This is a genomic window from Rhodococcus sp. MTM3W5.2, assembly GCF_001984015.1.
GTDB classification, from domain to species: Bacteria; Actinomycetota; Actinomycetes; order Mycobacteriales; family Mycobacteriaceae; genus Rhodococcus_G; species Rhodococcus_G oryzae.
The window spans coordinates 4,880,138-4,906,543 of sequence record NZ_CP019572.1; the positions used below are offsets into that span (position 1 = coordinate 4,880,138).

The 26,406-nt window shown below is 69.7% G+C and carries 21 protein-coding genes, 1 tRNA gene, 3 pseudogenes and 1 riboswitch; of the genes and pseudogenes, 16 read left to right on the forward strand and 9 right to left on the reverse strand.

Annotated features, from left to right (window positions below):
* Positions 1–166 precede the first annotated feature (166 nt).
* From purD to BTZ20_RS22265, 3 genes are read right to left on the reverse strand one after another with little or no spacing between them, the layout of a single operon-like run.
* Positions 167–1,420, reverse strand: coding sequence for a phosphoribosylamine--glycine ligase (gene purD / locus BTZ20_RS22255; protein WP_077042849.1), 1,254 nt, complete (start codon positions 1,418–1,420; stop codon positions 167–169).
* A gap of 10 nt (positions 1,421–1,430) precedes the next feature.
* Positions 1,431–3,596, reverse strand: a complete 2,166-nt coding sequence (locus BTZ20_RS22260; protein ID WP_077042850.1) for a glycosyltransferase family 39 protein — start codon at positions 3,594–3,596, stop codon at positions 1,431–1,433.
* A complete protein-coding gene (locus tag BTZ20_RS22265) occupies positions 3,593–4,828 on the reverse strand; it encodes a bifunctional glycosyltransferase family 2/GtrA family protein (RefSeq protein ID WP_083742791.1) in 1,236 nt (411 codons plus the stop codon). Before BTZ20_RS22265 ends, BTZ20_RS22260 begins: the two co-directional genes overlap by 4 nt.
* 178 nt (positions 4,829–5,006) lie before the next feature.
* Here BTZ20_RS22265 and BTZ20_RS22270 point away from each other — a divergent pair, with 178 nt between their 5' ends.
* The 3 genes from BTZ20_RS22270 to BTZ20_RS22280 are packed head-to-tail and all read left to right on the forward strand — an operon-like array spanning position 5,007 to position 6,936.
* Complete coding sequence (locus BTZ20_RS22270; protein ID WP_077042851.1) at positions 5,007–5,843, forward strand: alpha/beta fold hydrolase; 837 nt, start codon at positions 5,007–5,009, stop codon at positions 5,841–5,843.
* 36 nt (positions 5,844–5,879) lie between these two features.
* Complete coding sequence (locus BTZ20_RS22275; RefSeq protein WP_077042852.1) at positions 5,880–6,503, forward strand: dihydrofolate reductase family protein; 624 nt, start codon at positions 5,880–5,882, stop codon at positions 6,501–6,503.
* 7 nt (positions 6,504–6,510) lie between these two features.
* Positions 6,511–6,936 (forward strand): HIT family protein, encoded by a 426-nt coding sequence (locus tag BTZ20_RS22280; protein ID WP_077042853.1) that lies wholly within the window; start codon positions 6,511–6,513, stop codon positions 6,934–6,936.
* A gap of 38 nt (positions 6,937–6,974) precedes the next feature.
* Here the strand turns inward: BTZ20_RS22280 and BTZ20_RS22285 are convergent, their stop codons facing one another.
* Together BTZ20_RS22285 and BTZ20_RS22290 are read right to left on the reverse strand one after the other, a co-directional pair.
* Positions 6,975–8,384, reverse strand: a complete 1,410-nt coding sequence (locus BTZ20_RS22285; RefSeq protein ID WP_077042854.1) for a sensor histidine kinase — start codon at positions 8,382–8,384, stop codon at positions 6,975–6,977.
* A complete protein-coding gene (locus BTZ20_RS22290) occupies positions 8,384–9,094 on the reverse strand; it encodes a response regulator transcription factor (RefSeq protein WP_189636531.1) in 711 nt (236 codons plus the stop codon). The genes BTZ20_RS22285 and BTZ20_RS22290 overlap by 1 nt, the downstream gene beginning before the upstream one ends.
* Positions 9,095–9,502: 408 nt before the next feature.
* On the opposite strand from BTZ20_RS22290, the gene BTZ20_RS22300 reads away from it, so the two are divergent.
* The 13 genes and pseudogenes from BTZ20_RS22300 to BTZ20_RS22355 all read left to right on the forward strand — a co-directional run bounded on the left by BTZ20_RS22300 (position 9,503) and on the right by BTZ20_RS22355 (position 22,324).
* Entirely contained in the window at positions 9,503–10,981 is a 1,479-nt protein-coding gene (locus BTZ20_RS22300) for a cytochrome P450 (protein WP_411269093.1), read from the forward strand.
* 19 nt (positions 10,982–11,000) lie between these two features.
* Positions 11,001–11,993 (forward strand): GAF domain-containing protein, encoded by a 993-nt coding sequence (locus tag BTZ20_RS22305; protein ID WP_077042857.1) that lies wholly within the window; start codon positions 11,001–11,003, stop codon positions 11,991–11,993.
* 64 nt (positions 11,994–12,057) lie between these two features.
* Positions 12,058–12,120: riboswitch (guanidine-III (ykkC-III) riboswitch) on the forward strand.
* Between the two features lie 14 nt (positions 12,121–12,134).
* Positions 12,135–12,449, forward strand: a complete 315-nt coding sequence (locus BTZ20_RS22310; protein ID WP_077043908.1) for a DMT family transporter — start codon at positions 12,135–12,137, stop codon at positions 12,447–12,449.
* A 58-nt stretch (positions 12,450–12,507) separates the two neighbouring features.
* Positions 12,508–13,319, forward strand: a pseudogene (locus tag BTZ20_RS22315) (ABC transporter).
* Between the two features lie 120 nt (positions 13,320–13,439).
* A pseudogene (locus BTZ20_RS22320) lies at positions 13,440–14,680 on the forward strand (APC family permease).
* 326 nt (positions 14,681–15,006) lie between these two features.
* Positions 15,007–17,333 (forward strand): annotated as a pseudogene (lon, locus tag BTZ20_RS22325) (endopeptidase La).
* 89 nt (positions 17,334–17,422) lie between these two features.
* The gene (locus BTZ20_RS22330; protein ID WP_077042858.1) at positions 17,423–17,794 is read left to right on the forward strand and encodes an ArsR/SmtB family transcription factor; all 372 of its coding nucleotides are present in this window, start codon (positions 17,423–17,425) and stop codon (positions 17,792–17,794) included.
* Positions 17,791–18,873 (forward strand): ACR3 family arsenite efflux transporter, encoded by a 1,083-nt coding sequence (gene arsB, locus BTZ20_RS22335; protein ID WP_077042859.1) that lies wholly within the window; start codon positions 17,791–17,793, stop codon positions 18,871–18,873. The genes BTZ20_RS22330 and arsB overlap by 4 nt, the downstream gene beginning before the upstream one ends.
* Before the next feature lie 13 nt (positions 18,874–18,886).
* The gene (locus BTZ20_RS22340; protein ID WP_077042860.1) at positions 18,887–19,294 is read left to right on the forward strand and encodes an arsenate reductase ArsC; all 408 of its coding nucleotides are present in this window, start codon (positions 18,887–18,889) and stop codon (positions 19,292–19,294) included.
* An 85-nt stretch (positions 19,295–19,379) separates the two neighbouring features.
* Positions 19,380–19,739, forward strand: a complete 360-nt coding sequence (locus BTZ20_RS22345; RefSeq protein WP_077042861.1) for a hypothetical protein — start codon at positions 19,380–19,382, stop codon at positions 19,737–19,739.
* 175 nt (positions 19,740–19,914) lie between these two features.
* Positions 19,915–20,979 (forward strand): amidase, encoded by a 1,065-nt coding sequence (locus tag BTZ20_RS22350; protein WP_189636532.1) that lies wholly within the window; start codon positions 19,915–19,917, stop codon positions 20,977–20,979.
* Positions 20,964–21,341: an amidase family protein gene (locus BTZ20_RS26405; protein WP_145982392.1), complete on the forward strand. Its 378-nt coding sequence runs from the start codon at positions 20,964–20,966 to the stop codon at positions 21,339–21,341. Before BTZ20_RS22350 ends, BTZ20_RS26405 begins: the two co-directional genes overlap by 16 nt.
* A gap of 113 nt (positions 21,342–21,454) precedes the next feature.
* Positions 21,455–22,324 carry a pentapeptide repeat-containing protein gene (locus tag BTZ20_RS22355; protein ID WP_077042862.1) on the forward strand — a complete coding sequence of 290 codons (870 nt, stop codon included), beginning with the start codon at positions 21,455–21,457 and terminating at the stop codon, positions 22,322–22,324.
* Here BTZ20_RS22355 and BTZ20_RS22360 read toward each other — a convergent pair.
* The 4 genes from BTZ20_RS22360 to BTZ20_RS22375 all read right to left on the reverse strand — a co-directional run bounded on the left by BTZ20_RS22360 (position 22,233) and on the right by BTZ20_RS22375 (position 26,252).
* Positions 22,233–23,480 (reverse strand): cation:proton antiporter, encoded by a 1,248-nt coding sequence (locus BTZ20_RS22360; protein WP_077042863.1) that lies wholly within the window; start codon positions 23,478–23,480, stop codon positions 22,233–22,235. The two genes, BTZ20_RS22355 and BTZ20_RS22360, sit on opposite strands and share 92 nt — an antisense overlap.
* Positions 23,481–23,655: 175 nt before the next feature.
* Entirely contained in the window at positions 23,656–24,513 is an 858-nt protein-coding gene (locus BTZ20_RS22365; RefSeq protein ID WP_077042864.1) for a tyrosine-protein phosphatase, read from the reverse strand.
* A gap of 356 nt (positions 24,514–24,869) precedes the next feature.
* Positions 24,870–24,941, reverse strand: a tRNA-Thr gene (locus BTZ20_RS22370).
* Positions 24,942–25,022: 81 nt separating this feature from the next.
* A complete protein-coding gene (locus BTZ20_RS22375; protein WP_223263471.1) occupies positions 25,023–26,252 on the reverse strand; it encodes a serine hydrolase domain-containing protein in 1,230 nt (409 codons plus the stop codon).
* Between the last annotated feature and the right edge of the window lie 154 nt (positions 26,253–26,406).

The window sequence follows — 26,406 nt, forward strand, 5'->3', positions numbered from 1 at the left end:
CTGTCAGGGGCCAACAAAACTGGAACCTGTTATACGAGAGAAGTCGCACGTTACCGTTCGGTAATCCTGCCGCCGCTCACAGTCCGGAATGGATTGCGGAAACGACAGTGCGAGAACACAATCGCCGGTACTGTTTTACGCGTCGACGACCTGGACCAACGACCAACTAGATGGTGATGCGGCCCTCGACGGCGGCGAGCCCGATGTCGCGGCGGAAGTGCCCGCCTGCCAGCCGCACCTCGGCGAGCTTGGCGTAGGCGTCCTCGCGCGCACTGGTCAGGTCGGTGCCGACCCCGACGACGCTGAGCACCCGGCCGCCGGAGGACACCACGGCGCCGTCCTCGCGCAGGCCGGTGCCCGCATGCAGCACACCGTCCGCGTCGGAACCGTTGATCACGTCGCCCGTGCGGGGACGCCCTGGGTAGTTCTCGGCGGCCAGCACCACGGTCACCGCGGCACCGTCGCGCCAGCGCAGCGGGGCCACGTCCGCGAGGGTTCCGGTCGCGGTGGCGTTCAGGAGCTCACCGAGCGGGGACTCCAGCAGCGCCAGCACCGCCTGGGTCTCCGGGTCGCCGAAGCGGCAGTTGAACTCGACCACGGCGGGGCCGTCCTTGCCGATCGCGAGTCCGGCGTACAGCAGCCCCGAGAAGCCGCTGCCGCGCTTGACCAGCTCCGCGGCCACCGGGACGACGACCTCGTCGACGATCTGGGTCACCGTCTCCTCGGGCAGCCACGGCAGCGGGGTGTAGGCGCCCATGCCGCCGGTGTTCGGCCCGGTGTCGCCGTCGCCGACCCGCTTGTGGTCCTGCGCGGGCAGCAGCGGGACCACGGTCTCGCCGTCGACCAGGCAGAACAGCGACACCTCCGGCCCGTCGAGGTAGGACTCCAGCAGGACCGGGTGCCCGGTCTCGAGCAGCTCGGCGGCGTGATCGCGGGCGGCGCCGCGGTCGGTGGTGACGACGACGCCCTTGCCTGCGGCCAGCCCATCGTCCTTGACCACCCAGTGCGGGCCGAAGCGGTCAAGGGCCTCGTCCAGGTTGGCGGGGCTGTCGACGATCTCGCTGTGCGCGGTCCGCACGCCTGCCGCCGCCATCACGTCCTTCGCGAACGCCTTGGAACCCTCGATCCGCGCGGCGTCGGCGGACGGCCCGAAGCATGCGATCCCGGCCGCGCGGACCGCGTCGGCGACGCCGACCACCAGCGGCACCTCGGGGCCGATCACGACCAGGTCCGCGGCGACCTTCTGCGCCAGTGCCACCACGGCCTCCCCGGACGCGACGTCCACAGGGTGCTGCTCGGCGATCTTCGCGATCCCGGCGTTGCCGGGTGCGGCGAACAATGCCGTCACACCCGGGTCGCGCCCGAGGGCGAGAAGAAGGGCATGTTCACGGGCTCCGGAGCCGATAACGAGTACGCGCACGGACCTCAGACTACGGCCCGGCCTGTACCCGCGGCGCGGTCAGGTCGTACATCGGCATCCCGTCGACGGTGGTCACCGCGAAGTTCTGCTTCACCCACTCTGCGATCTGTGCGCCCGTGCCGACCTGGCCGGGGCCCATCCCGCCCATCTCCATGCTGTCGCCGATGAAGTAGTGGATCCGGCCGTCGGCCACGTACTGCTGGAACTGCTCGAGGGTCGGCGAGGGGTCGCTGCCGTTGAACCCGCCGATCGGCATCACGGGGCGGCCGGTAGTGAGCTGGTAGCCGGCGGCGCTGTTCGAGCCGACGGTGGCGGCCACCCAGGTGTACCGGTCGGCGTCGCGTTCGAGTAGTTCGGTCATCTCGGCGGTGGGCTCGCTGCCGTGCAGCAAACCGCCGCCGGGACCGCCCCCATCCATCGGTTCCTGCCCGTCTAGCCGGTTTCCCGCGGGTGCGTCCGGCTGGTTCCCGGCGGGTCCGCCCAGCGCGGGCCCCTGGCCCGGGGTCCCGGCGGCGGGGCCGGGCGGCGGACCCACCATCACCGTGCCGTCCTGGATGATCATCCAGCCCGCACCGGCATATTCGCCGAGGTCGAACGGCAGGCCCAAGCCGGCACTCGGACCTGCGGTGGGCAGCGCGCCTCCGTGTGGGGTCCCGATGGTGTCGGCCGCGTACGCGGCCGGGCCCGCCAGCCCGGTGAGCACCCCCGCCACCGCGACCGCTGCTGCCACCGATCCGCTCAGGCGCGGCCACAGCAGTGCCACCGCTGCGAGAGTCCCGACTACCAGCACGGCCCAACGCAGCCAGGGCAGGAAGGACTCGCTTCGGCCGAGCAGCTCCCACGACCACACGGCGGTCACGGCCACAGTGACAGCCAGAGCGACACGAACCCGCCAGTCGGCGCGTCGGCGCCAGGCCAGCACCGCACCCGCGCCGACCAATGCGCCTACCTGCGGGGCCATGGCGATTGTGTAGTACGAGTGGAAGATCCCGGCCATGAAGCTGAACACCAGCCCCGTCACGACCAGCCAGGACCCGAACAGCACGAACGCCGCCCGCCGGGGATCGACACGGGCACTCCTGCCGCACAACACGATTCCGAGCACGCCGAGAATGAGCGCGGCGGGCATCAGCCATGCGATCTGTCCACCCTGCTGGATGTCGAACATCCGGGTGACGCCGGTACCCCCCCACATCCCGCCGGGACCACCGGCGGGGAGTTCACCGAACGGGGGCATCCCGACGGCCCCACCCGGGCCACCGGCAGGCGGTTCGCCGAACGGTGGCATCCCGACGGCCTCGGCGCCCGGTCCCGCGCCGGGTGTGACGCTACCGCTCTCGTTGCCGTTGAGTCGGCCGAGCCCGTTGTAGCCAAGGGTGAGTTCGAGGATCGAGTTGTCTTGCGAGCCGCCGATCCACGGACGGGAGTCGGCCGGCCACAGCTCCACGGTCAGCAGCCACCAGCCGGCGGCGGCGACCATCGCGGCCAGCGCGGCGAACAGCTGCAGCACCCTTCTGCCCAGCTTCGGTGGGCCGAACAGCAGGTAGGTCAGCGCCAGCGGCGGCACCACGAGCATGACCTGCAGCTGCTTGGTCAGGAAGCCCAGCCCGACGAACGCGCCCGCCAGCACCAGCCACCGGGTCCGGCCGTCCGACACGCCGCGCAGCAGCGCCCAGACGGAGGCGACCATGAGCAGCACCAGCAACGCGTCCGGGTTGTTGAACCGGAACATCAGCACCGCGACCGGCGTGAGCGCCAGGACGAGCCCGGCGAGCAACCCGGCCGCGGCGCCGAAGTACCGCCGCACCGTCGCCCACAGCAGAGCGACGGTGGCGACTCCCATCAGTGCCTGCGGCACGAGGATGCTCCACGAGCTGAGGCCGAACGCGCGCACCGACAGCGCCATCACCCACAACGAGGCGGGCGGCTTGTCGACGGTGATCGAGTTCGCGGCGTCCGACGAGCCGAAGAAGAAGGCCTTCCAGGACACCGAACCCGCCTGCACCGCGGCGGAGTAGAACGAGTTGGCCCAGCCGGAGGCGCCGAGTCCCCAGAGGTAGGCGACGGCGGTCCCGATCAGCAGCGCGGCGAGCAGCCACGGCTCCCACCGAGCGCGCGGCGGCACGGGATCGGGGGGCGCCGTCATGTGCGTCGGTGCGTCGGTGGTGGTGGTCACGGCGTGACTCCTTCGTGGTGATTGCGGAACACCCAGCGCAAGGCGACGAACCGGGTGACGGTGGCGACGAGGTTCGCGGCGACGAGTACCGCGAGTTCGAGGTGTTTGGAGGCGTCGGGCAGCCAGCGGTGCAGGGCGAAAAGGGATCCGCTGGTGAGCAGCAACCCGAACGCGAACACCACGAGGCCCTTGGCCTGGTGTTTGGCGGCATCCGACCGGCCGCGCACCCCGAAGGTGAACGCCCGGTTGGCGGCGGTGTTGAGCACCGCGGTGACGAGCAGCGCGACGAGATTCGCCGCCTGGGCGCCGATCACGGGATGCAGCGCCAGGTAGAGCATCGCGTAGGCGAGGGTCGAGGCGACCCCGACGACCGCGAACCGGACCAGTTGCCCGACCATCCCGCGCGGCACGCCCGGCACCAGCGGCTCGCGGCCGAGCCCCTCCCGCAGCGCGGCGACCGGCAGGGCGCCGGTGGCCAGCGCCCGTCCCACCCGCACCACCCCCCTGAGGTCGGCGAGCGCGGTGGCGACGAGGTCGACGGAACTGTCGGGGTCGTCGACCCAGTCCACCGGCACCTCGTGGATCCGCAGACCCACCCGCTCGGCCAGCACCAGCAGTTCGGTGTCGAAGAACCAGCCGGTGTCCTGCACCAGGGGCAGCAGCCGGCGCGCGACGTCCGTCCGGATCGCCTTGAAGCCGCACTGGGCGTCGGTGAACCTCGCCCGCAGGGCGCCGCGCAGGATGAGGTTGTAGCAGCGGGAGATCACCTCGCGTTTGGGCCCGCGCACCACCCGTGACGAGCGGGAGAGCCTCGATCCGATCGCGAGATCCGAGTGCCCGGACAGCAGCGGCGCCACCAGCGGCAGCAACGCGTTGAGGTCGGTGGACAGGTCCACGTCCATGTACGCGACGACCTGCGCGTCCGATCCGCCCCACACCGCGCTCAGTGCCCGGCCGCGGCCCTTCTCGTCGAGATGCACCACGCGGACCCCGTCGAACTCGGTGGCGAGCCGCGCCGCGACCGCGAGGGTCGAGTCGGTGCTCGCGTTGTCCGCGACGGTGATTCGGCTCGGGTACGGAACCGACGCGTCGAGGTGCGAGCGCAGCCGCCGCACGCAGCGCTCGAGGTCGCGTTCCTCGTTGTACACCGGGATGACCACGTCGAGCGCCACGGCCTGAGTGTCCGGTGGCGGTTCGGGTGCCGTCTCGCCCCGGACCAGTGAGTTCGTCATGCGGCCCACAATCGCGGCCGAACCTGTGGTGTCCCTGGACCGTGGCTGGCAACTTCCTGCGGACGCCCGTTGTGACCTACATCACATCGCGGTGGCGATGGATAACCGGGTCGACCGCCGTCTCTATTGCTGTACCCACCGCAGGGTGACAAGAGAGTTCGACGAAAGGACTCAGATCATGGAATCCATCACCACGCCAGCCGGAATCACGCTCGCCTTCGACCGCTACGTCGGCGGCGATGCCGGAACAGTCATTCTCGTCGGTGGTGCATTCAGCTACCGCACCTTCCCGAAAATGGTGGAACTGGCCCAGAAGCTGGCCGATGAATACCGTCTCACCGTCATCAATTACGACCGCCGCGGCCGGGGCGACAGCAGCGATTCGCCGGGCGTGTACGACGTCGAGAACGAGATCGACGATATCGCCGCTCTGGTCGAGGCGACGGGTGGATCCGCCGCCCTGTTCGGCTGGTCTTCCGGCGCGGGACTCGCACTGCTGGCGGCCGCCTCGGGCCGGGTGGCCGGCATCACCAAGGTCATCGCCTTCGAGCCGCCGTTCGTCGTGAACCACGAGGACTTCGTTCCCGCAGCGAATCTTGATGTGACGCTGCACAAGCTGATCGCCGAGGACCGCCGCGCCGAGGTCGTGAAGTTCTACATGACCCACGCCATGGGCATGCCCCGACCCTTCGTCGCCGTCATGCGGTTCACGCCGTTCTGGAAGAGCCTGAAGGCGACCGCCCCTGCGACGGCCCACGACTGGGCTGTCATGGGCGACTACATGCGCGGTGAACCGTTGCGTGCCGCGGATTGGTCCGACATCACCGTGCCGACCCTGGTCATCTCCGGCGGAAAGAGCGGCGATCTGCTGCGCACCGCCGCTCGCGCGATCACCGCGGTCCTTCCCAACGCCCAGCACGTGGAACTGGCCAAGCTGAGTCACAACCCGAACATCGCGCTCCTCACTCCGCCCGCCGGCGAATTCCTCACCGGTACAGCAAAATACGCCGTCTGATCCACCCATCCCGACAACACCGCCAGGAGCACTCCCATGCGCAGAATCACCGCAGGCCTGTTCATTTCGCTCGACGGCATCGTCGGCGAACCTCAGGACTGGCACTTCCCCTACTTCAACGACGAGATGGGCGCGGCCGTCGGCGCACAGCTCGCGTCGGCCGACACCCTGCTCCTCGGCCGCGAGACCTACGACAGTTTCGCCGGGGCATGGCCGGGGCGGGAAGCCGAGGGCGGCGAGGACGCGGGCATGGCCAAGGCCCTCGGCGATGCCCGCAAGATCGTCGTCTCCCATCAGGATCTCGAATTCACCTGGCGCAACTCCGAACAGCTGGCGGGCTCGCTGGTCGACGCCGTCACCGAGCTCAAGCAGCAGCAGGGCGCGACGGACATCGCCATGAGCGGTTCCCCGTCGATCGTCCAGCAGTTGCTGGCAGCAGGGCTGATCGACGAGCTGCATCTGCTCGTGCACCCCATCGCGTTGCGCAGCGGTAAGCGACTGTTCGAGGAGGGCGCGCCGATCCCACTGCGCCTGATCTCCGCCCAGACGTTCACCACCGGGGTGCTGCACCTGATCTACACCTCGGCCGAAGCCGCGGGCACCGCCGGCTACGACGACGCCAAAGTGCATCTCGCCGACGTAACGGGTCACCCGGCATAATCGCGGCATGGCATCCGTCTTCAGCATGATCATCGCCGGCGACCTCCCGGGCCGGTTCGTCTGGGAGGACGACGAGGTCGTCGCGTTCCTCACCATCAACCCGATCACCCAGGGCCACACGCTCGTGGTCCCGCGCGCCGAGATCGACCAGTGGCAGGACCTCGACGGCGAGGTGCTCGCCAAGTGCACGAAGGTCGCGCAGATCATCGGACAGGCGGTACGCAAGGGGTTCGACGCCCCGCGCGCCGGCCTGCTGATCGCCGGGCTGGAGGTGCCGCACCTGCACCTGCACGTGTTCCCGGCGTTCAGCCTCGGGGACTTCAACATCTCGGGCGCCGACCCGAACCCCTCGCCGGAGTCCCTTGACGAGGCACAGGCCACCATCAAGGCGACGCTGCGCGAGCTCGGCCACGGGTCGAACGTCCCGGACTGACACCGCCGCGGGGCACACCCCGCCGAGGGCTGGTGGGGTCAGTCGGGCCGCTCGATCCGCGGCAGCAGCACCCGGAACACCGCGCCGCCGCCCTCCGGCGACTCCACCGCGACCGTGCCACCGTGCGCGGCGACCAGCGCCGACACGATGGACAGGCCGAGCCCGCTGCCGCCGGACTCCCGGGTGCGAGAGCTGTCCGCGCGGTAGAACCGCTCGAAGACCCGCTCCCGCGTCTCCACGTCCAGTCCGGGCCCGGTGTCGGCGACCTCCAACACTGCATCCGGCCCCTCGGTCCCGACCCGAACGGTGACCGCGGCATCGGCCGGGGTGTGACTGAGCGCGTTGCCAACCAGATTGCCGAGCACCTGGCGAAGGCGCGCCTCGTCGCCGAGGACCTCGGCCTGCCCTGGGCCGCCGAGAACCTCGAGACCGATCTCGCGTTGCGGTGCAACTGCTCTGGCATCGTGGACAGCGTCGGAGGCGACGGTGAGCAGATCCACCTGCGCGCGTTCGAGCGGGCGCTGCGCGTCGAGCCGGGCCAGCATCAGCAGGTCCTCGACCAGCAGACCCATCCGGGCGGCCTCGCCCTCGATCCGCGACATCAGCAGTCCGGTGTCGGTCATCGCGCCCTGCCGGTACAGCTCGGCGAACCCGCGGATGGTGGTCAGCGGGGTGCGCAGCTCGTGGCTGGCGTCGGCGACGAAGCGTCGCATCTTCTGCTCGGACCTGCGGGCCGATTCCTCGGAGGCCTCGGTGGCCGCGAACGCGGTCTGGATCTGGGCGAGCATCCCGTTGAGCGCAGCCGACAACCTGCCGACCTCGGTCCTGCCGCCGTACTCGGGGACCCGACTGTGCAGGTCCCCCGCCGCAATGGCCGCGGCCGTGTGCTCCACCTCGACCAGCGGACGCAGGCTGCGCCGCACCACGAAATACCCGAGCACGGCCAGGATCAGCAGGACCACGGCCCCGATCACGAGCTGGAGGATCACCAGGTGTTGCACCGTGGCGTCGATGTCGGACAGGCTCATCGCGACCGTCACCGTGCCCATCGGCGAGGTGTTGGCCAGCACCCGCCAACGCTCCCCTGGGTCACCGACCGAGCCCACGGTGACCGGCTCCGAACCGAGATCCTGCGGCAGATCCGGTTGGCGGGCGTCGTCGTTGATGACGAACTGGGACTGTCCGCCGGGGTCCTGAACGAAGACAAAGAACGGGGTCGGCGGCCGCTCGGGCCCGGGCTCGGGCAGCAGGAACGGAGGCGGCGGCAACGGCAGCGCCTGCGGGTTCGCCCAGCCGTGAGCCGCGTCGCGCAGCATCTCATCGGTGCGGGCGACCAACGAGTTCTCCAGGGACGAGCTGACCGCGGCCCCCGACACGAGCAACCCCAGGCCCGCGAGCAGCACGAGCGCCGCCATCAGCGACAACCGCAGCGGGACCAGGCGCGCCATCACGCTTCCCTGGGCTCGCGCATGACGTAGCCGACCCCGCGCAGGGTGTGGATCAGCCGCCGGTCCCCGGTGTCGACCTTGCGCCGCAGGTACGACACGTACGACTCGACCACACCGACCTCGCCCCCGAAGTCGTAGTGCCACACGTGATCGAGGATCCGCGGCTTGCTCAGCACCACACCGGCGTTGACCATGAAGTACCGCAGCAGCGTGAACTCGGTCGGCGACAACGACACCGGCTCGCCTGCCTTCCACACCTCATGGGTGTCGTCGTCGAGCTCGAGGTCCGCGAACCGGATTCGGGCGGACTCGGCGGACTGCGCGCCGCCCGCCGCCCGTCGCAGGATCACCCGCAGCCGGGCCACCACCTCCTCCAGGCTGAACGGTTTGGTGACGTAGTCGTCGGCGCCGAGGGTGAGCCCGGCGACCTTGTCCTCCACCGCGTCCCGCGCGGTGAGGAACAGCACCGGCGCGTCGACGCCGTCGGCCCGCAGCCTGCGCAGCAGGCCGAAGCCGTCCATGCCGGGCATCATCACGTCCAGGATCACCGCGTCCGGCCGGAAGCCGCGCGCCCGGTCGAGGGCCTCCGGCCCGGTCGCGGCGGTCTCGACCTCGAAGCCCTGGAACCGCAGGCTCACCGACAGCAGTTCGACGATGGTCGGCTCGTCGTCGACGACCAACACCCTGGCCTCGGTTCTGGTGGCGCTCACTCCCCCATCATGTTCGTGGTCGCTGCCAGGAGGCTGGACATCGGCTGTGAACTTCCTGTGAGTCGGCTCGGGAACCCGTGCGCTAGAGTTTCTCCTGCGCTCCTTCGGGAGTTCCCCGGTTCCTGTCGACGTCGGAACCGGATGCAGCACTCACGGTGTGGCTCGCCTGATTCTCCTGGGCCACGCCGACCTCGACGGTCACAGCACCGGACGCGCGTCGTCCGGTGTCCTCTTCGCGCCGTCCACCGACTCGATCCGGAAATCGGGTGCTCACGCATTCTCGAGGGGTCCGGATCGCGAGGCGCCCGCCGGGCGGTCCCACCTGGGATTCGCCCGGCGGACGACCCACCGACGAGCACCTGGCGGCACCGCGGATGGCCGCACCCGTCGATGCGGCAGACTCTGGGTGTGACCGCCGACAAGTGCCCGCACACCATCGCCGGGCCGCCCCCTGCGACCGATCCGGCGCCGGCCGTGCCGGTCGGACCGGCGGCCGTCATCCCGAGGCCCCGCCACCGGCTACCGGTGCTGGGCGATCTGCTGAGCGTCGACCCGGCCAAGCCGGTGCAGAAGGAAATGCGGATGGCCGCCGAACTGGGGCCGATCTTCGAGCGCAAGATCGTCGGCCAGCGCCTCGTCGTCGTCTCGGGCGTCGACCTGGTGTCGGAGGTCAACGACGAATCGACCTGGGCGAAGTCCCTCGGCCAGCCGATCCGCAAACTCCGTAGCATCGCGGAGGACGGGCTGTTCACGGCGTTCAACAACGAGCCGAACTGGGCCAAGGCACACAACATCCTGGCCCCCGGCTTCAGCCAGGCCGCGCTGCGTGGCTATCACGGTTCGATGCTCCGGGCCCTCGACGGCCTTCGGTCGGCTTGGGACGGTGCCGCGGCCACCGGCGACCCGGTCGACGTCTCCCGGGACATGAACCGGCTCACCCTCGATGTCATCGGACTGGCAGGGTTCAGCTACGACTTCGGCTCGTTCACGAAGGCGGCAGGAGCGGAGCCTGCCGAGCGACCAGTGACGGAGGACCCGTTCGTGACGGCCATGTCGCGGGCGCTGGCTCACATCAACCGCACCTCGAACGACCTGCCGTTCGTCCGAAAGCTGTTCGGCAGGAAGGCCGCCGAACAGCACAAGGCCGACATCGCGCTGATGCGCTCGGTCGTCGACGACGTGATCGCGGAGCGGAGCCGACACCAGGGTGGCCACGACGACCTCTTGGACCTGATGCTGGGCACCGCCGACCCGGTCAGCGGGGAATCCCTCGACCCGGTGAACATCCGCAACCAGGTACTCACCTTCCTGGTCGCGGGCAACGAGACCACTGCGGGAACACTCGGATTCGCCCTCTACTACCTGGCGAAGCACCCGGAGATCGCGGCCGCCGCCCGCGCCGAGATCGCCGCCGTGGCCCCCGGCGACGACCCGCTCTCCTTCGATCAGATCGGGAAGCTGCGGTACCTGCGCCGGGTGGTCGACGAGACCCTGCGTCTGTGGCCTGCCGCGCCGGGCTACTTCCGCAAGGTCCGGACGGACACCGTGCTCGGCGGCCGGTACGCGATGCCGCTGGGATCATGGGTGTTCGTGCTGCTGCCGCAGTTGCATCGAGACCCGGTGTGGGGCAACGACACCGAGACCTTCGATCCGGACCGTTTCCTGCCGGAACAGGTCCGCAAGCGGCCCCGCGACGCGTACCGGCCGTTCGGGACCGGCCCCCGGTCCTGCATCGGGCGCCAGTTCGCGCTCCACGAGGCCGTGCTGACGCTGGCGGAACTGCTGCGCCGGTACGAGTTCACCGGCGACCCGGCGTACACGCTCGACGTCCAGGAAGCGGTCACCCTCAAGCCACGAGGCTTCACGCTCCGGATCCGATCGCGATGACCGGGAGCGTCGACACACCGTGAACGAATGGCACCTGATCGAAACGTTGGCCGAGGACTCGCCGACCGTGGTCAGCACCGGCGGGACGGTGCGCGCGTGGACCTCGGCCGGCAGGCTGTCCCCCTCCCCCGGCGTCCGGGTCGAACCACTGGTCGAGGCCGTACGGTCAGGCCGCCGCCGCGAGGTCCTGGAGGCGCAGAGCCAGCGGGGCGAACGCAAGCGGTACCGCCTCGAGGCCTTCCCCGTCCTCGGACCGTCCGGCGACACCCACGGCGTCCAGCTGTGGATCGGGGAGGCCGGCGTCGAGCCGTCGCCGCCGCGAATGGCGTCCGGTATCTCCTGGCTGCTCGAGCGCCTCATGATCGCGCAGACGCTCGAGGCGTCGATGATGTCCGGGGTCCGCCCCGCCGACCACGTCGCCGAACGGACACCGGCCGAGTACTACGCCAAGGCGATCAAGTTCGACGAGTCGGAATCGCTGTTCGCACTGGCCTTCAATCCGCAGCCGGGCGCCCGATGGGACGCCGACATGAGCGTGCTGCACGCGGACGGCCGGATCATGCGGTGGCACTGTTGGGCCAGGGCCAGGACCGAACCGGGGCAGGCGGGCCTGCGCCTGCTCTGGCATGACGTCACCGACACTGTCGAGCCGCGCAGGCCGACGCTCGCCGAACTCGGCATGCAGGAGGTGATGCGGGGGGCCGGGATCTACACCGCGCTGTTCGAGACCGAGCTGGGGGTGCTGACCATGTGGTTGGCGGAGCCCGCCCCGTGGGTGCACTGGCGCGGCATCGAGGGCGGCAACCGGGTCATCCACCCGGAGGACCAGGGCGTGCTGGAGCTGGCCCGCGCCCGTTTCGATTCCGGATCCGTCGAGCCCGTCGAGGCGGCGGTACGGCTTCGGGCGGGCGAGGACGAGTGGGCGCTGTCCAGCCTGCGCATCTCGCCGTATCCGGGCGGGCTGGGCAATCGCCTTGCGATCGTTCAGATCTCGCGGATACCGCAGCGCTAGTGCTCGCCTGTCCGCCCGTGGTGACCGAACACACCATCGGCGGGGCGCTTCGTTTGCTACGGTAAAGACGTCAACATGACATCCGGACGAGCAGCACCGTACCCGGCCAGCGACAAGACGGTGCCTTGGGAGAATCACACCATGGCATGGATTGTGCTCGTCATTTCCGGAATCTTCGAGGCCATCTGGGCCACCGCTCTCGGCAAGTCCGAGGGCTTCTCGAAGCTCAACCCCTCGATCATCTTCGGCGTCGCCCTCGTGATCAGCATGGGCGGGCTCGCCTACGCGATGCGTTCCCTGCCCATCGGCACCTCGTACGCGGTGTGGGTCGGCATCGGCGCCTCCCTCACGGTCGCCTACGCGATGATCACCGGCTCCGAATCGTCGTCGATCGTGAAGATTCTGCTGATCCTCGGCATCGTCGGCTGCGTGATCGGGCTCAAGGTCCTGCACTGACAACCCGCCGCGCCCGGACCGGGCGTGTTGCCCGTCACCTCAGGGTTACAGTTACCCCATGAACCTGGTGGCGATGGTCACACTCCCGGTGCGGGCCAGCCTCGCGATCACCGACTCGGCGCTGGGAGTAGCCGAAACCGCGCTCGGTGCCGCCCGCGTCATGCTCGCCGCCTCGACCTCCCCTGGGGCGGCGGCGAGCCTCGGCGGATTCGCCGCGGCCAACCCCTCCGGACCGCTGAAACTGCTGCAACAGGTCGCGGAACTCGCCTCCGACCAGCGCCCGCTCGGCCAGGCGATGCGCCCCGGCGGGCCACTGGACCGACTCCTCGAACCGGGCGGCGTTGTCGACCGGCTCACCGCGCCCGGCGGCACCCTGGAACGGATCATCGAACCAGGGGGCCGCTCGAGCGGGTGCTCGCCACCGGCGGACCCGTCGACCGACTGCTCGACGTGGACGGACCGGTGGAGCGACTGCTCGCCCCCGGCGGGCTGCTCGACCGGCTCACCGCCGAGGAGGGACCGCTCGAACGCCTCACCGCGACCGCCGGACCCCTCGAAACCCTCACCCGGGAGGGCGGACTCATCGAGCGCGCGATCGAGGAGGGCGGCATCCTCGAGACGCTGCTGGCCAAGGACGGCGCGCTCGAACGGATCATCGCGGACGGCGGCCCGCTCGACCAGATCGTCAGCCTCTCCGAGACGCTGGCGTCCCTTGCGCCCAACCTCGAGAAGATGGGCGACAGCATCGAACTGCTCCGCGAGACGGTCGGGGTCCTCAGCGCGGCGGTGGGCCCGCTCGGCGACCTCGCCGGCCGACTGCCCGGCCGCTGGCTCAAGGGCGGCAGGGGCAACGGCACCGAGTACAGCTAGCTGCTGCGCGGCAACCGGTTTCCGGTGGCGCCGAAGCGAATCCGCCCCTACCGTGTGACGGTGCCCGAACTCGCCCGCACACTCGGGGTCCGCGACAGCGTGCTGATCGGCCTCGGCTCGATGATCGGGGCCGGGATCTTCGCCGCCCTCGCCCCTGCCGCGCAGGCCGCGGGGACCGCGCTGCCCCTCGCACTGGCCGTCGCCGGGATCGTCGCCTACTGCAACGCCACCTCGTCGGCCCGGCTCGCCGCCCGGTACCCGAGCTCGGGCGGGACCTATGTGTACGGCCGGGAGCGGCTCGGCGAGTTCTGGGGATACCTGGCCGGCTGGGGCTTCGTGATCGGCAAGACCGCGTCCTGCGCCGCGATCGCCCTGACCGTCGGGGCCTACGCCTGGCCCCCACACGCGCACGGCGTCGCGGTGGCCGCCGTGCTCGCGCTGACCGCGGTCAACTATGTGGGAGTGCACAAGTCGGCACTGCTGACCCGGATCCTGGTCGCGGTGGTGCTCGCCGTGCTTGCGGTCATGGTCGTGGTGGGCCTGGGCTCCGCGCAGCCGAGCCGCTGGGCGGACGGCGGCTCGGGAGGCGCCGTTGGTGTCCTGCAGGCCGCCGGGCTGCTGTTCTTCTCGTTCGCCGGCTACGCCCGGATCGCCACCCTCGGCGAGGAGGTCCGCGACCCGCGCCGCACCATCGGCCTGGCCATCCCCATCGCGCTGGGCATCACGCTGGTCGTGTATGCCCTGGTCGCGGCGGCAGCCCTGAAAACCCTTAGTCCGCAAGGGCTGGCCGCGGCGACCGATCCGCTGGCGCAGGCGGTGCGGGCGGCCGGCGCGCCCGGTCTGGAGCCGGTGGTCCGGGTCGGTGCGGTGTTGGCCGCGCTCGGCTCCCTGCTCGCGCTGATCCTCGGGTCTCGCGCACCACACTGGCGATGGCGCGCGACGGCCACCTGCCGAGCGGGCTGGCCGCCGTGCACCCGCGCTTCGGCGTGCCGCACCGCGCGGAGTTGCTGGTGGGCGTGGTCGTCGCGGGGCTCGCCGCAGTCGCGGACCTGCGGCACGCGATCGGGTTCTCCTCGTTCGCCGTGCTGGCCTACTACCTGATCGCGAACTGCTCGGCGCTGACGCTGACCCGCACGGAAGGCAGGGCATGGCCGGGGATCCCGATCCTCGGCGCCCTCGGCTGCGTGGTGCTGGGGTTCGCGCTACCCCTCGCCTCCGTGCTCAGCGGACTGGCGGTGCTCGGCGCGGGTGCGCTGGTGTACGTGATCAGGCGGCGCACGACCCCTCGTGACACACAGAGGGGGCGCCTCCCCGCCGGGAGGCACCCCCTTCGTCATCGCGCTGAGTGCGTCAGAGGTTGACGTGGATCGCGAAGCTGAAGAGGTCGCCGCCGAACAGGGCGAAGTCGTTGAGGAACTGGGTCAGCGCGGGGAACATGGTCAGCCTTTCGAGAAATGGGTCGCACCTGGTGATGCGACCGGAACGCTACACAGACTTAGGCTAGGCATGCCTTGCCTACGTACCTCAGAAGGTCACCATTGTGAACAAGAACACAGGGTAGCCTCACCTATCTCGCGCGCCACACTTCGGCGCCGCGTCCGCCCACGGCGAAACCCCGCACCCACGGGAACAGACCCCCGGCCGACCGGGTTGAGTTGCTTACGCTCAACTTCAGAAGGGCAGGGTCATGACAACAACCGAACGTCTCCCCGTGCTGTTCGTGGCGGAACCGGTGGTGCTGCCAGGAATGGTCGTCCCCATCGAACTCGACGAACCTGCACAGGCCGCCATCGATGCTGCCCGCAGCAGCAGCGACGGCCGCGTGCTGCTCGCCCCACGCCTCGAGGACCGATACGCGGCGTTCGGCGTGGTCGCCTCCATCGAACAGATCGGCAGGCTCAGCGGCGGGGCCCCTGCCGCCGTCCTCAAGGCCGGAAGGCGCGCCCGCATCGGCACCGGCGTCACCGGACCGGGCGCCGCGCTGTGGGTCGAGGCCGAACTCGTCGAGGACCACGCGCCCGACGGCCGGACCACCGAACTCGCCCACGAGTACAAGAACCTGGTGGTCGCGGTACTGCAGCGCCGCGAGGCCTGGCAGGTCATCGACTCGGTCAACCGGCTCACCGACCCCTCCGCGATCGCCGACACCGCCGGATACGCCCCGTACCTGACCGACCTGCAGAAGCGACAGCTCCTCGAAACGCCTTCGGCGACAGAGCGTCTGACCGTGTTGATCGACTGGACAAAGGAGCACCTCGCCGAGGTCGAGGTGGCCGACAAGATCGGCGACGACGTCCGAGAGGGCATGGAGAAGAGCCAGCGCGAGTTCCTGCTGCGGCAGCAGCTCGCCGCGATCCGGAAGGAACTCGGCGAGAGCGAGGCCGACGGGGCGGACGACTACCGCTCCCGCGTCGAGGGTGCGGACCTGCCGGATTCGGTGCGCGAGGCCGCACTACGCGAGGTCGGACGGCTGGAACGAGCGGGCGATCAGAGCCCCGAGTCCGGCTGGATCCGCACCTGGCTCGACACGGTGCTCGAACTCCCGTGGACGGTCCGCACCACGGACAGCACCGACGTCGCGGCCGCCCGCGCGGTCCTCGACGCCGACCACCACGGCCTGGAGGAGGTCAAGGACCGGATCGTGGAGTACCTGGCGGTCCGCGCGCGCCGCGCGGAGCGGGGCATGGAGGTCGTCGGCGGTCGTGGCTCGGGCGCGGTCATGGTGCTCGCCGGTCCGCCAGGCGTCGGCAAGACCTCGCTGGGCGAGAGCGTCGCACGGGCGTTGGGACGCAAGTTCGTTCGCGTCGCCCTCGGAGGCGTCCGCGACGAGGCCGAGATCCGCGGACACCGGCGCACCTACGTCGGCGCGCTGCCCGGACGGATCGTCCGCGCGATCAACGAGGCCGGGTCGATGAACCCGGTCGTGCTGCTCGACGAGATCGACAAGGTCGGCTCGGACTACCGCGGCGACCCCGCGGCTGCCCTGCTCGAGGTGCTGGACCCGGCGCAGAACCACACGTTCCGCGACCACTACCTCGATCTCGACCTCGACCTGTCCGACGTGGTGTTCATCGGCACGGCCAACGTGGTCGAGTCGATCCCGGCCGCCCTGCTGGACCGCATGGAGCTCGTCACCGTCGACGGCTACACCGCCGACGACAAGGTGGCGATCGCGAGGGACTTCCTGGTGCCGCGCCAGCTCGAACGCGCCGCGCTGACCCCGGATGAGGTCGAGGTCACCGAGGATGCGCTGCGCGAGATCGCGGCCGACTACACGAGGGAGGCCGGGGTGCGGCAGCTCGAACGGCTGCTGGCGAAGGCGCTCCGCAAGGCCGCGACCCGGCTCGCGGGCGTGGCCGCACCGGAACGGGTCGTGATCGGCATCGACCAGCTCATGGACCTCCTCGGCCGGCCGCGCTTCACCCCCGAGGCACACGAGCGGACCTCGGTTCCCGGGGTCGCGACCGGGCTCGCCGTCACCGGGCTCGGCGGCGACGTGCTGTTCATCGAGGCGAACGCCACCGAGGGCAAGGCGGGGCTGACCCTGACCGGGCAGCTCGGCGACGTGATGAAGGAGTCGGCGCAGATCGCGCTGTCCTACGTCCGCTCGCACGCGGCGGAACTGGGCGTCGACCCCGCGGTCCTGGACCGGAGCATCCACATCCACGTCCCGGCGGGTGCGGTGCCCAAGGACGGGCCGTCCGCGGGGTGACGATGGTGACGGCGCTGGTGTCGCTGGCACTGGGCCGCCCGGTGCGCTCCGACGTCGGCATGACCGGCGAGGTCACGCTCAACGGACGGGTGCTGCCGATCGGCGGCGCCAAGCAGAAGCTGCTGGCGGCGCAGCGGGCGGGGCTGAGCACGGTGTTCCTGCCCGCCCGCAACGAGCCGGACCTGGACGACGTCCCCGCGGACGTCCTCGAGTCCGTCGAGGTGCGGTTGGTGTCCGACGTCGCGGACCTGCTGCGGTCGGCCATCACGTCCGCCGAGGAGCAGGCGGTGCAGGCGGCATAGCCGCCTGTGCGCGATCCGTACCCCGACCGGGGTACGGATCGCGCACAGGCGCGGTGGCGCTTTACATCGACAGGTGTCAATATAGACCGATGTCGAATCAAGATCTGGCGCTGACCGACGTCGCCGAGCGATGCTCGCCGCTGGTCCGCGAACCGTTGAGCGAGGGCCGCGCGCACGAGATCGCCCGCACGTTCAAGGCCCTCGGCGACCCGGTCCGACTGCGGCTGCTGAGCCTGATCGCGAGCCACGACGGTGGCGAGGCCTGCGTCTGCGACATCTCCCCCTCCTTCGATCTGTCCCAGCCGACGATCTCGCATCACCTCAAGGTGCTGCGCGAGGCGGGCCTGCTGGACTCCGAGCGCCGCGGCACCTGGGTCCATTACCGGGTGATCCCCGCCGCGCTGCACCAACTCTCGTCGGCACTCGCGGATGCCGATCCCACCGCCGCGGTGACCGCGTGAGCGCGCCCGCGACCACCGAGGGCCACCCCGCCGTCGTCGGCAAGCTGTCCACCCTCGACCGCTTCCTGCCGGTGTGGATCGGCGCCGCGATGGTCGCCGGGCTGCTGCTCGGCAACATGATCCCGGGACTCGGCGACGTGCTCGGCGCGGTGGAAATCGACGGCATCTCACTGCCGATCGCCCTCGGGCTGCTGATCATGATGTACCCGGTGCTGGCGAAGGTCCGCTACGACCGACTCGACACCGTCACCGGTGACCGCAAGCTCCTTGTCAGCTCGCTGGTGCTGAACTGGGTGCTCGGCCCCGCGCTGATGTTCGCGCTGGCCTGGATCTTCCTCCCCGACCTGCCCGAGTACCGCACCGGACTGATCATCGTCGGCCTGGCCCGCTGCATCGCGATGGTCATCATCTGGAACGACCTGGCCTGCGGGGACCGCGAGGCCGCCGCCGTCCTTGTCGCGATCAACTCGATGTTCCAGGTGATCATGTTCGCCGCCCTCGGCTGGTTCTACCTCTCCGTGCTACCCGGCTGGCTCGGCCTCGAACAGACCACCATCGACGCCTCGCCGTGGCAGATCGCGAGGTCGGTGCTGATCTTCCTCGGCATCCCGCTCCTCGCCGGCTACCTGTCCCGCCGATTCGGCGAAAAAGCAAGGGGCCGAGACTGGTACGAGGGCACGTTCCTGCCCAAGGTCGGGCCGTGGGCGCTGTACGGACTGCTGTTCACCATCGTGGTGCTCTTCGCATTGCAGGGCGATCAGGTCACCTCGCATCCCCTCGATGTCGTCCGCATCGCGATCCCGTTGCTGGTGTACTTCGCGGTGATGTGGGGCGGTGGCTACGCGCTCGGCGCCGGGCTGGGCCTCGGCTATCAGCGCACCACCACCCTCGCCTTCACCGCCGCGGGCAACAACTTCGAGCTCGCCATCGCCGTCGCGATCGCCACCTACGGCGCCGCCTCCGGGCAGGCGCTGGCCGGGGTGGTCGGACCGCTGATCGAGGTTCCGGTCCTGGTCGGGCTCGTCTATGTCTCGCTCGCGCTGCGCGGGCGCTTCCGTTCCGCCGACCTCCCCGCCTGACGAAAGGCCGATCATGGCAACCACACCCAGCGTCCTGTTCGTCTGCGTGCACAACGCCGGCCGATCCCAGATGGCCGCAGGCTTCCTCACCCACCTGGCGGGCGACGCGATCGAGGTCCGCTCCGCGGGCTCCGCGCCCGCCGACACCGTCAACCCGGCCGCCGTCGCCGCGATGGCTGAGCTCGGCATCGACATCTCCGCGCAGTCTCCGAAGATCCTCACCCCCGACGCGGTCGAGTCCTCGACCGTGGTCATCACCATGGGGTGCGGGGACAGCTGCCCGGTGTTCCCCGCAGTGAGCTACCGCGACTGGCGGCTGGCCGATCCGGCGGGCCAGGGCGTCGAGCAGGTGCGCCCGATCCGCGACGAGATCCGGTCCCGGGTCGAGGCCCTGATCGCCGAGCTCGCTCCGAACGTCTAGGTCTTGTGGGACAACAGATCCGGGATCGGACGGAACGGGGAGTGCGCTGTCGGAGCCGGCCCGATCGTCTGGTACTGATACGGGCATGAAACGAACCCTGATCGCCGCCGTCGCGGCCGCCGCCGTGCCCTTCCTTCTCGTCGGCTGCAGCTCTGATTCCGAGGAGAAGACGAGCGACTCCACCGCAAGCACGGTCGAGGAGCTGGCGATCGGCGAGACCCCGCAGCTGACCGGCGACATCTACCACGACACCTGCATCGGGATCAGCGAGTACATCAAGACCCTCAAGGACGCAGGCATCACCGACGAGGCCAGCACGCCGGAGGCCATCGGCGCCGAGTTCGCGAACCTCGCGAAGGCAGCGCCGGACTGGGCCACCAAGTCCGAGCAGGATCAGAAGGACTTCCAGCGCGGCGTGGACGCCGGCATCAAGGGCGAGTGCTGACCGCTCCCCACCGTGACGAGAACGCCCCCGCCGACCTGCTCGGCGGGGGCGTTCTCGTCGGTTCCGCCTCAGCAACCGACAGCGCGGCCAGGGCACGGCCGTCCACCACCTCGATGCACATTGACATGTCATGTCAAACTGTCACGCGTTAGCAAGTGCAGGCTCAGGAGGGCACGTGGAGATCACTCAGCAGTCCGCCGTCGCGCTGGCCGGTGCGATCAGGGCGGGGTCGCTCAGTTCGCGCGAGGTGATCGAAGCGCACATCGCGGTGCTCGAGCGGGTCAACCCGGCGTTGAACGCGGTGGTGGTCGAACGGTACGACGCCGCCCGGCGGGAGGCGGACGAGGTCGACGCGCGACTGGCCGCCGATGGGCCGGACGCACTCCCGCCGCTCGCGGGCGTTCCGGTGACCGTCAAGGAGTCGCTCGCCGTCGCAGGCATGCCCAACACCGCGGGAGTCGTTGCGCGCAAGCACATCCGACCCGCGGCACACGCGCCGGTGGTACAGCGCGTCCTCGACGCGGGCGCGATCGTGCTCGGCCTGACGAACACGTCCGAGGGCTGCATGTGGATCGAGAGCAACAACCGGGTCTACGGACGCACCAACAACGCCTACGACCGTCGGCGCAGCGCAGGCGGCTCCTCCGGCGGCGAGGGTGCCGTCATCGGTAGCGGCGGGTCCCCGATCGGGATCGCCACCGACACGCTGGGGTCGATTCGCATTCCGGCGTTCTGCAACGGGGTCTTCGGGCACCGGCCCTCGACCGGACTGCTGCCGGTCACCGGATCCTGGCCACCGCCCTACGGGGTCGCGCGGATGTGCGCGAACGGTCCGCTCGCGCGCCGCGCCCAGGACCTGATGCCCCTGCTGGAGATCATGGCGGGACCCGACGGTGTCGACCCCCTCGTGCGCGAGCTGCCGCTGCGCGACCCCACGTCGACCTCGCTGACCGGTGTCCGGGTCACCCTCGTCGAGGACGCGTTCCTGCCGGGGACCGGTCGCGAGATGCTGCGCGCGCGGGACCGGGCCGCCGCCGCGCTGGAGGACGCAGGTGCAAAGGTCGAGCACGTCACGATGACGTCGCTGCGCCAGATCGGCCTGTTCACCACCATCGTCCTGGCCGAGGAGACGGGCATCAGCTTCGCGGAGATCATGCGCGGGAGGGCGCCCATCCCCTATCACTGCCGGAGCTGGTCGCGCCACGCGGCAAGCACACGGCGCCGATGCGATCGCTGGTGATCGGCGAGGTCCTCGAGAAGCTGCTGCCCAAGTCGCTGGTGCGGCGGCTGGCCACCGCCGCCCACACGGCGGCGGACGAGGTGACGGCGATCATCGGGGACGGCCTGCTGCTGCACCCGACGATGCCCGCCGTCGCGCCGCGGCACGGCGCGTCCACCGGCCAGCCGTGGCGGACCAACGCGGTCGCCCCGTTCAGCCTCGCCGGGCTGCCGGTCACCCAGGCACCGCTCGGACTGGGCTCGGCCGGGCTGCCGCTTGGCGTCCAGATCGTCGGCGGAATGGGCAACGACCACCTGACGATCGCCGCCGCGCTCGAGTTGGAGCGCGCGTTCGGCGGATGGGCGCCCCCGCGGGGCAACTAGACTCGCGGCAATCACCCGACCGAGAGATCACCTTCCGTGCCTGCCGACCAGCTCCCCCACCGACGACCCCGAGCCTGAACGCGGACTGCGGCAATTGCTTCGCGCTGTGCTGTGTGGCGCTGCCCTTCGCCAAGTCCGCGGACTTCGCCGTCGACAAGTCCGCAGGCCGGCCGTGCACGAACCTCCTGGACGATTTCCGGTGCGGGATCCACACCGATCTGCGGCACCGGGGGTTCACGGGCTGCACCGTCTACGACTGCTTCGGCGCAGGCCAGAAGGTGTCGCAGCAGACCTTCGAGGGGCGCGACTGGCGCCGGGACCCGGCCGGGGCAGGCGCGATGTTCGAGGTCTTCCCGATCATGCGGCAGCTACACGAGCTGCTCTGGTACCTGAACGAGTCGCTGACGACCGCGGCCGCCGAACCGGTCCACGCCGAACTCCGCGACGCCTGGGACCGGACGGTGGAGCTCACCGACGGCGACGCCGCGGCGGTGGCCCTGACCGATGTCGATCGCCACCGCCAGGAGGTGAACGTGCTGCTGCTCCGGGTCAGCGAACTGGTCCGCGGGGCCGTGCCGGGCCGCAAGCGTGAGCACCGGGGCGCCGACCTCATCGGCGCCAAGCTTCGCGGCGCGAACCTGCGGGGCGCGAACATGCGGGGCGCGTACCTGATCGGCGCCGACCTGCGTACGGCCGACCTGCGGTCGTCCGATCTCATCGGCGCCGACCTCCGGGGAGCGGACCTTCGGGGCGCGGATCTGACCGAGAGCATCTTCCTGACCCGGTTCCAGGTCAATGCCGCGAAGGGCGACTCGACGACCCGCCTGCCCGCCGCGCTGGCGGCGCCGCCGCACTGGGGCGATTCGCCGCGCCCCGCCGGGCCAGAAGCTCTCACGGCGACCCCCGCTTCGCGAGGTCGTCCTCGTCGCGCGGGTGGCGGCGGAACCAGGCGGCGTAGCGGTCGGCCAGCGGCGCCGCGCTGAGCCCGTGGGCCAGCACTGAGGCCCCGATCGTGAGCACCGCCGTCGTCACGAGCAGGTTCTCGTGGGGCAGCTGCCCCGGTTCCTCGAGGATGAGGATGACGAAGACGATCGTGGCGAGTCCGCGGGGACCGAACCAACCGAGGAACGCGACGGTCGGCGCGCGCGGGTGCGTGCCGACCAGTGACAGCGCGACGGGGACCATCCGGACGACGGTCAGGCTCAGCACCGCGTAGCCGAGCACCGCCCAGGACAGGTGCCCGAGGGCGGGGCCGAGCAGCACGGCACCGAAGACGATGAAGGTGACGGCGCTGAACAGGTCGCCGGCCTCGTCGAGCAGGCGTTCGCCCTCTTCCCCGCCGCCGCTTCTGCGCCGGATCGCGCCGAAGGTCAGTCCGCCGACGAACGCGGCGATGAAACCCGAGCCGCCCAGTGGCACGGCGACGGTGTAGGCGAGCACGGCCGCCGTCACCGGGACGATCTGCGCCCACAGCGGGTCGATCGTGTCGCGACGACGTGCGGCGGCCAGGACCGCGGCGGCGACCGCGCCCGATCCGACGCCCGCCGCGATCCCGTACCCGATCTGCTCGGTGACCAGCCGGGCCGCTGAACCGCCGCCGATCGCGCCGGCTTCCGCCTCCGCGATGGCCAGCACGACGAGGAAGAGCGGCACGCAGATGCCGTCGTTGAGCCCGCTCTCGACGTTCAGTCCCTGCCGCACCCGCAACGGCAGGGACTGGAGCGTGACGACGGCCTGTCCGAGCGCGGCGTCGGTCGGGGCGAGGATCACCGCGAGTAGCAGGGCCTCGGGCCAGGCGAGGTCGCCGAGCACGACCACCGCGGCACCGAAGCCCGCCAGGATGGTCAGCGGCAGGCCGATGCCGAGCAGCCGAGCAGGCAGGGAGATCTCCGTGCGGAGGGCGGACAGGTCCACCCGGGCGGCATCGGAGAACAGCACCAGCGCGAGTGTGACCTCGGCGAGCAGCTTCACCGTCTCGGCGGTGACGTGCACGTCGATCAGGCCCGCGGACTTCCCTCCGAGCAGGAGGCCTGCGGCGGTGAAGACGATCGGAGCCGTGATCGGCGTGCCCGCGAGGCGCCGGGACAGCGCCGCGAAGACGAGCAGGACCCCGGCGATCACGGGTAGCGCCCACGTCATGCCGCCACCGCCCTACTTCACGTCGCCGGGCTGCCAGGTCTCGTCCAGTATCCGCCGGTCAGCGCGCGCCGAGCGGCACTTTCCACGCGTCACCTGTCGCAGATGATCCCGACGGGCACGACGCCGACTCCTGGTCCATGAAACGAGTGATCCGGCGGCCGCCGATCGTGTCGCGCTACCCGCCCGCCGGGATCAGTTCATCGGGCTTCATCGTGACCGGGTCGACCGCGTCGCGTAGCTGTGTTCGCACGCTCTCGATTTCGGCGTCGGACAACCCACCTGCACGCAGGTATCCAGCGGCGCCGCCGTGCACCCGATCAAGCCAGTCCATAGCCGTCTCGATCGCATCGACCGGCGACTCCGTCGCCAGGGCGCGGAGTCTCGGCACAGCAGGAATGCCCAAGGACGTGATGAGGCCGAGCAACTGCTCGGCGAACGGACCCGCCAGGTTCTCTCCCGTACGCATGTAGTCCTCGACGATCGCCCGCCGTTCGACATCGGCGAGCATCAGCAGTATCGCCGATACCAACCCGGTCCGGTCCTTTCCGGCGGTGCAGTGGAAAAGCACGCCCTGACGAGACCGGTCCGTAGGAGTGACGATGCTCCTCGCTGCGGTCGCGAACGCGGCAGCACTGTTCTCGAGAATCGTCACGTAGAGATCACTCAACGCCGGAACCCGATCGACGATGCTCTGAATCTGATCGTGCGTCAGCGATCTACTGCGGCCATCGGAGGGAAGCAGTTGCTGCACGAGCTCGTCCATGGCCCCACCCTCGACAGGCAGCGAGATGAGCCGGACGGAACCGTCCGCAGGAAGCACATCCGGTGCCCGATGCCGCTCTCCCTCGGTCCGTAGATCCACGACCGTCCCGATCCCCAACGACACCAACTGCTCAACTCCCATCGGGGTGAGCGAACTCAACGCGTAGGAGCGATACAGCACCCCAGCACGCACCGCGCCGCCGCCCACGAGTGGTAGCCCCTCGAGACCGCGGGCGTTATGTGTTACCTCGAGCATCGAGGACAGATCCATCCGAACTACCCCTCACCTTGACGTCAAGTGAACCTGGATGAGCCGACAACGATGCAAATGTACGGGGCCGGAGCACAATACGGGTGAGACCGGAAATCCACGTCGGACGGTGCGCACTCGGCCTCGCCTGGTAACCACTGGTCCGGGCAGGACCGTACCGATCCGCCATGCTCACCATCGCCAGCAGACGGATTGAGGGCGGGGCCGTCCGATACGCAGATCCGTTCGATGACGATCTCGACGACGAGGCGAACCGACTTGAGGAGAGGGTGGGCACGATGCGGGCAAGAGCGCAGTGAGGACCACTTCCGAAAGGAAATGGCCCTCACCTGCAGCGGAGTGCATCCGACTCGTTGAGCCCCCTGTCAGGATTGAACTGACGACCTTTCGCTTACAAGGCGAGTGCTCTACCACTGAGCTAAGGAGGCGGACAAAGCGCGCCCATCATATCCGGCCGCCTCCGAGGCACCGAAACCGCCAGCGTGGATGCGCCTGCCCGCCATCCGGACCTATCCGCTCAACGTGTAGACGTGATCGGGGCTGATCACCTCGGTGACGGCGGTGGCGAGGACACCGCTCGAGCCGGTGTCCAGCGTGTCGATGTCCGAGTTGATCAGAATGACCATGGTCAGATCCTTCTCCGGCAGGTACACGACGACGCTCTTGTAGCCGGGCAGGCTCCCGTTGTGCCCGATCCATCCCTGCACATCGAAGACCCCGAGGCCATACCCGACGCCGTCGATCCCCTCAGCCGGCAACATCTGCATTCGCTGCCGCTGGGTATCCGCATCGAGCAGGTCGCCCTTGTACAGCGCGTGCGCCCAGGTCCGCAGATCGTCGAGCGTCGAGATCATCGACCCGGCGGCCCAGCCCCACGACGGATTCCAATCGGTCGCGACAGCGAGCGTTTCGTCCTTCGTCTGCGTCGTGTAGCCCTGGGCGTGCGGCTCCGGAAAGGCGTTCGACGTCGGAAAGTTGGTGTCCTTCATCCCCAGCGGCTCAAGGATCTTCGCCTTGATGATGTTCGTCATCGAGTCCCCCGACACCTTCTCTACGACCATCCCCAGCAGGATGAAGTTGGTGTTGGAGTATTCGAGCCGGTCACCCGGCTCGAAATGCAATGCTTCGCCCTTGATGTATCCCACCAGCTGCCCCGGGCTGAAATCACCCTTGGGGTCGGCAAGGAAATCGGTGCTGAACTGTTCGGCGTAGGTGTAGTCGGCCAGCCCGCTTCGCATGCCCGCCAGGTGGCGCAGGGTGATTCTGTCGCCCTCGGTCACACCGTCGACGTACATCGAGATCGGATCATCGAGTCCGACCTTGCCCTCATCGACCAGCTGTAGCAGCGCCGTCGCCGTGAAAGTCTTGGTCACGCTACCGATCCGGCTGTAGAAGTCGGTCTTCATGGGAGCACCGGTCGCGGTGTCCGCCGTCCCCGTTGCACGGACATAGCTGCCATTCGGTCCCCACACGCCCACGATCGCGCCAGGTACCCCGGTCTTCCGGACCGCCTCCGCTATTGCCGTGTCCAGCTTCGCGGACGTCGCCTGATCCATCTGCACGCCGGCGGGCGCCGAGGACTCCGAGCCGATCGAAGCGGAGCCCTCACTCGTACCTGCGCATCCGGTGGCCCCGACCGCCACCACGAGCGCCCCCATGACGGCACACAAGGCCCTCCTCGAACGCAATTCACAGTTGATCGACATCGACCTGCCCTCCCGCTCCAGCGCATCCACCATGGACGCGAGCCCAGTAGAGCAGTCGAATTGACTAAAACCGATACAGGACTACGCATTTCAGAAAGATCGCGACCTGCGGCGTACATGCGCATATGCCTTGGGGCATACCGATAGGCCCCGATTGTGTCCGCTCGGACGATGCGAAGACGGGCAT

Excerpts from the sequence above, each read along its gene's own strand:
- BTZ20_RS22280 (WP_077042853.1), top strand. The coding sequence starts at position 6,511 with ATGGCATCCGTCTTCAGCATGATCATCGCCGGCGACCTCCCGGGCCGG.
- BTZ20_RS22310 (WP_077043908.1), top strand. The coding sequence starts at position 12,135 with ATGGCATGGATTGTGCTCGTCATTTCCGGAATCTTCGAGGCCATCTGG.
- BTZ20_RS22270 (WP_077042851.1), top strand. The coding sequence starts at position 5,007 with ATGGAATCCATCACCACGCCAGCCGGAATCACGCTCGCCTTCGACCGC.
- BTZ20_RS22265 (WP_083742791.1), bottom strand. The coding sequence starts at position 4,828 with ATGACGAACTCACTGGTCCGGGGCGAGACGGCACCCGAACCGCCACCG.
- BTZ20_RS26405 (WP_145982392.1), top strand. The coding sequence starts at position 20,964 with ATGCGATCGCTGGTGATCGGCGAGGTCCTCGAGAAGCTGCTGCCCAAG.
- BTZ20_RS22330 (WP_077042858.1), top strand. The coding sequence starts at position 17,423 with ATGTCGAATCAAGATCTGGCGCTGACCGACGTCGCCGAGCGATGCTCG.
- BTZ20_RS22375 (WP_223263471.1), bottom strand. The coding sequence starts at position 26,252 with ATGGTGGATGCGCTGGAGCGGGAGGGCAGGTCGATGTCGATCAACTGT.
- BTZ20_RS22365 (WP_077042864.1), bottom strand. The coding sequence starts at position 24,513 with ATGGATCTGTCCTCGATGCTCGAGGTAACACATAACGCCCGCGGTCTC.
- BTZ20_RS22340 (WP_077042860.1), top strand. The coding sequence starts at position 18,887 with ATGGCAACCACACCCAGCGTCCTGTTCGTCTGCGTGCACAACGCCGGC.
- BTZ20_RS22275 (WP_077042852.1), top strand. The coding sequence starts at position 5,880 with ATGCGCAGAATCACCGCAGGCCTGTTCATTTCGCTCGACGGCATCGTC.
- BTZ20_RS22285 (WP_077042854.1), bottom strand. The coding sequence starts at position 8,384 with ATGGCGCGCCTGGTCCCGCTGCGGTTGTCGCTGATGGCGGCGCTCGTG.
- BTZ20_RS22345 (WP_077042861.1), top strand. The coding sequence starts at position 19,380 with ATGAAACGAACCCTGATCGCCGCCGTCGCGGCCGCCGCCGTGCCCTTC.
- BTZ20_RS22360 (WP_077042863.1), bottom strand. The coding sequence starts at position 23,480 with ATGACGTGGGCGCTACCCGTGATCGCCGGGGTCCTGCTCGTCTTCGCG.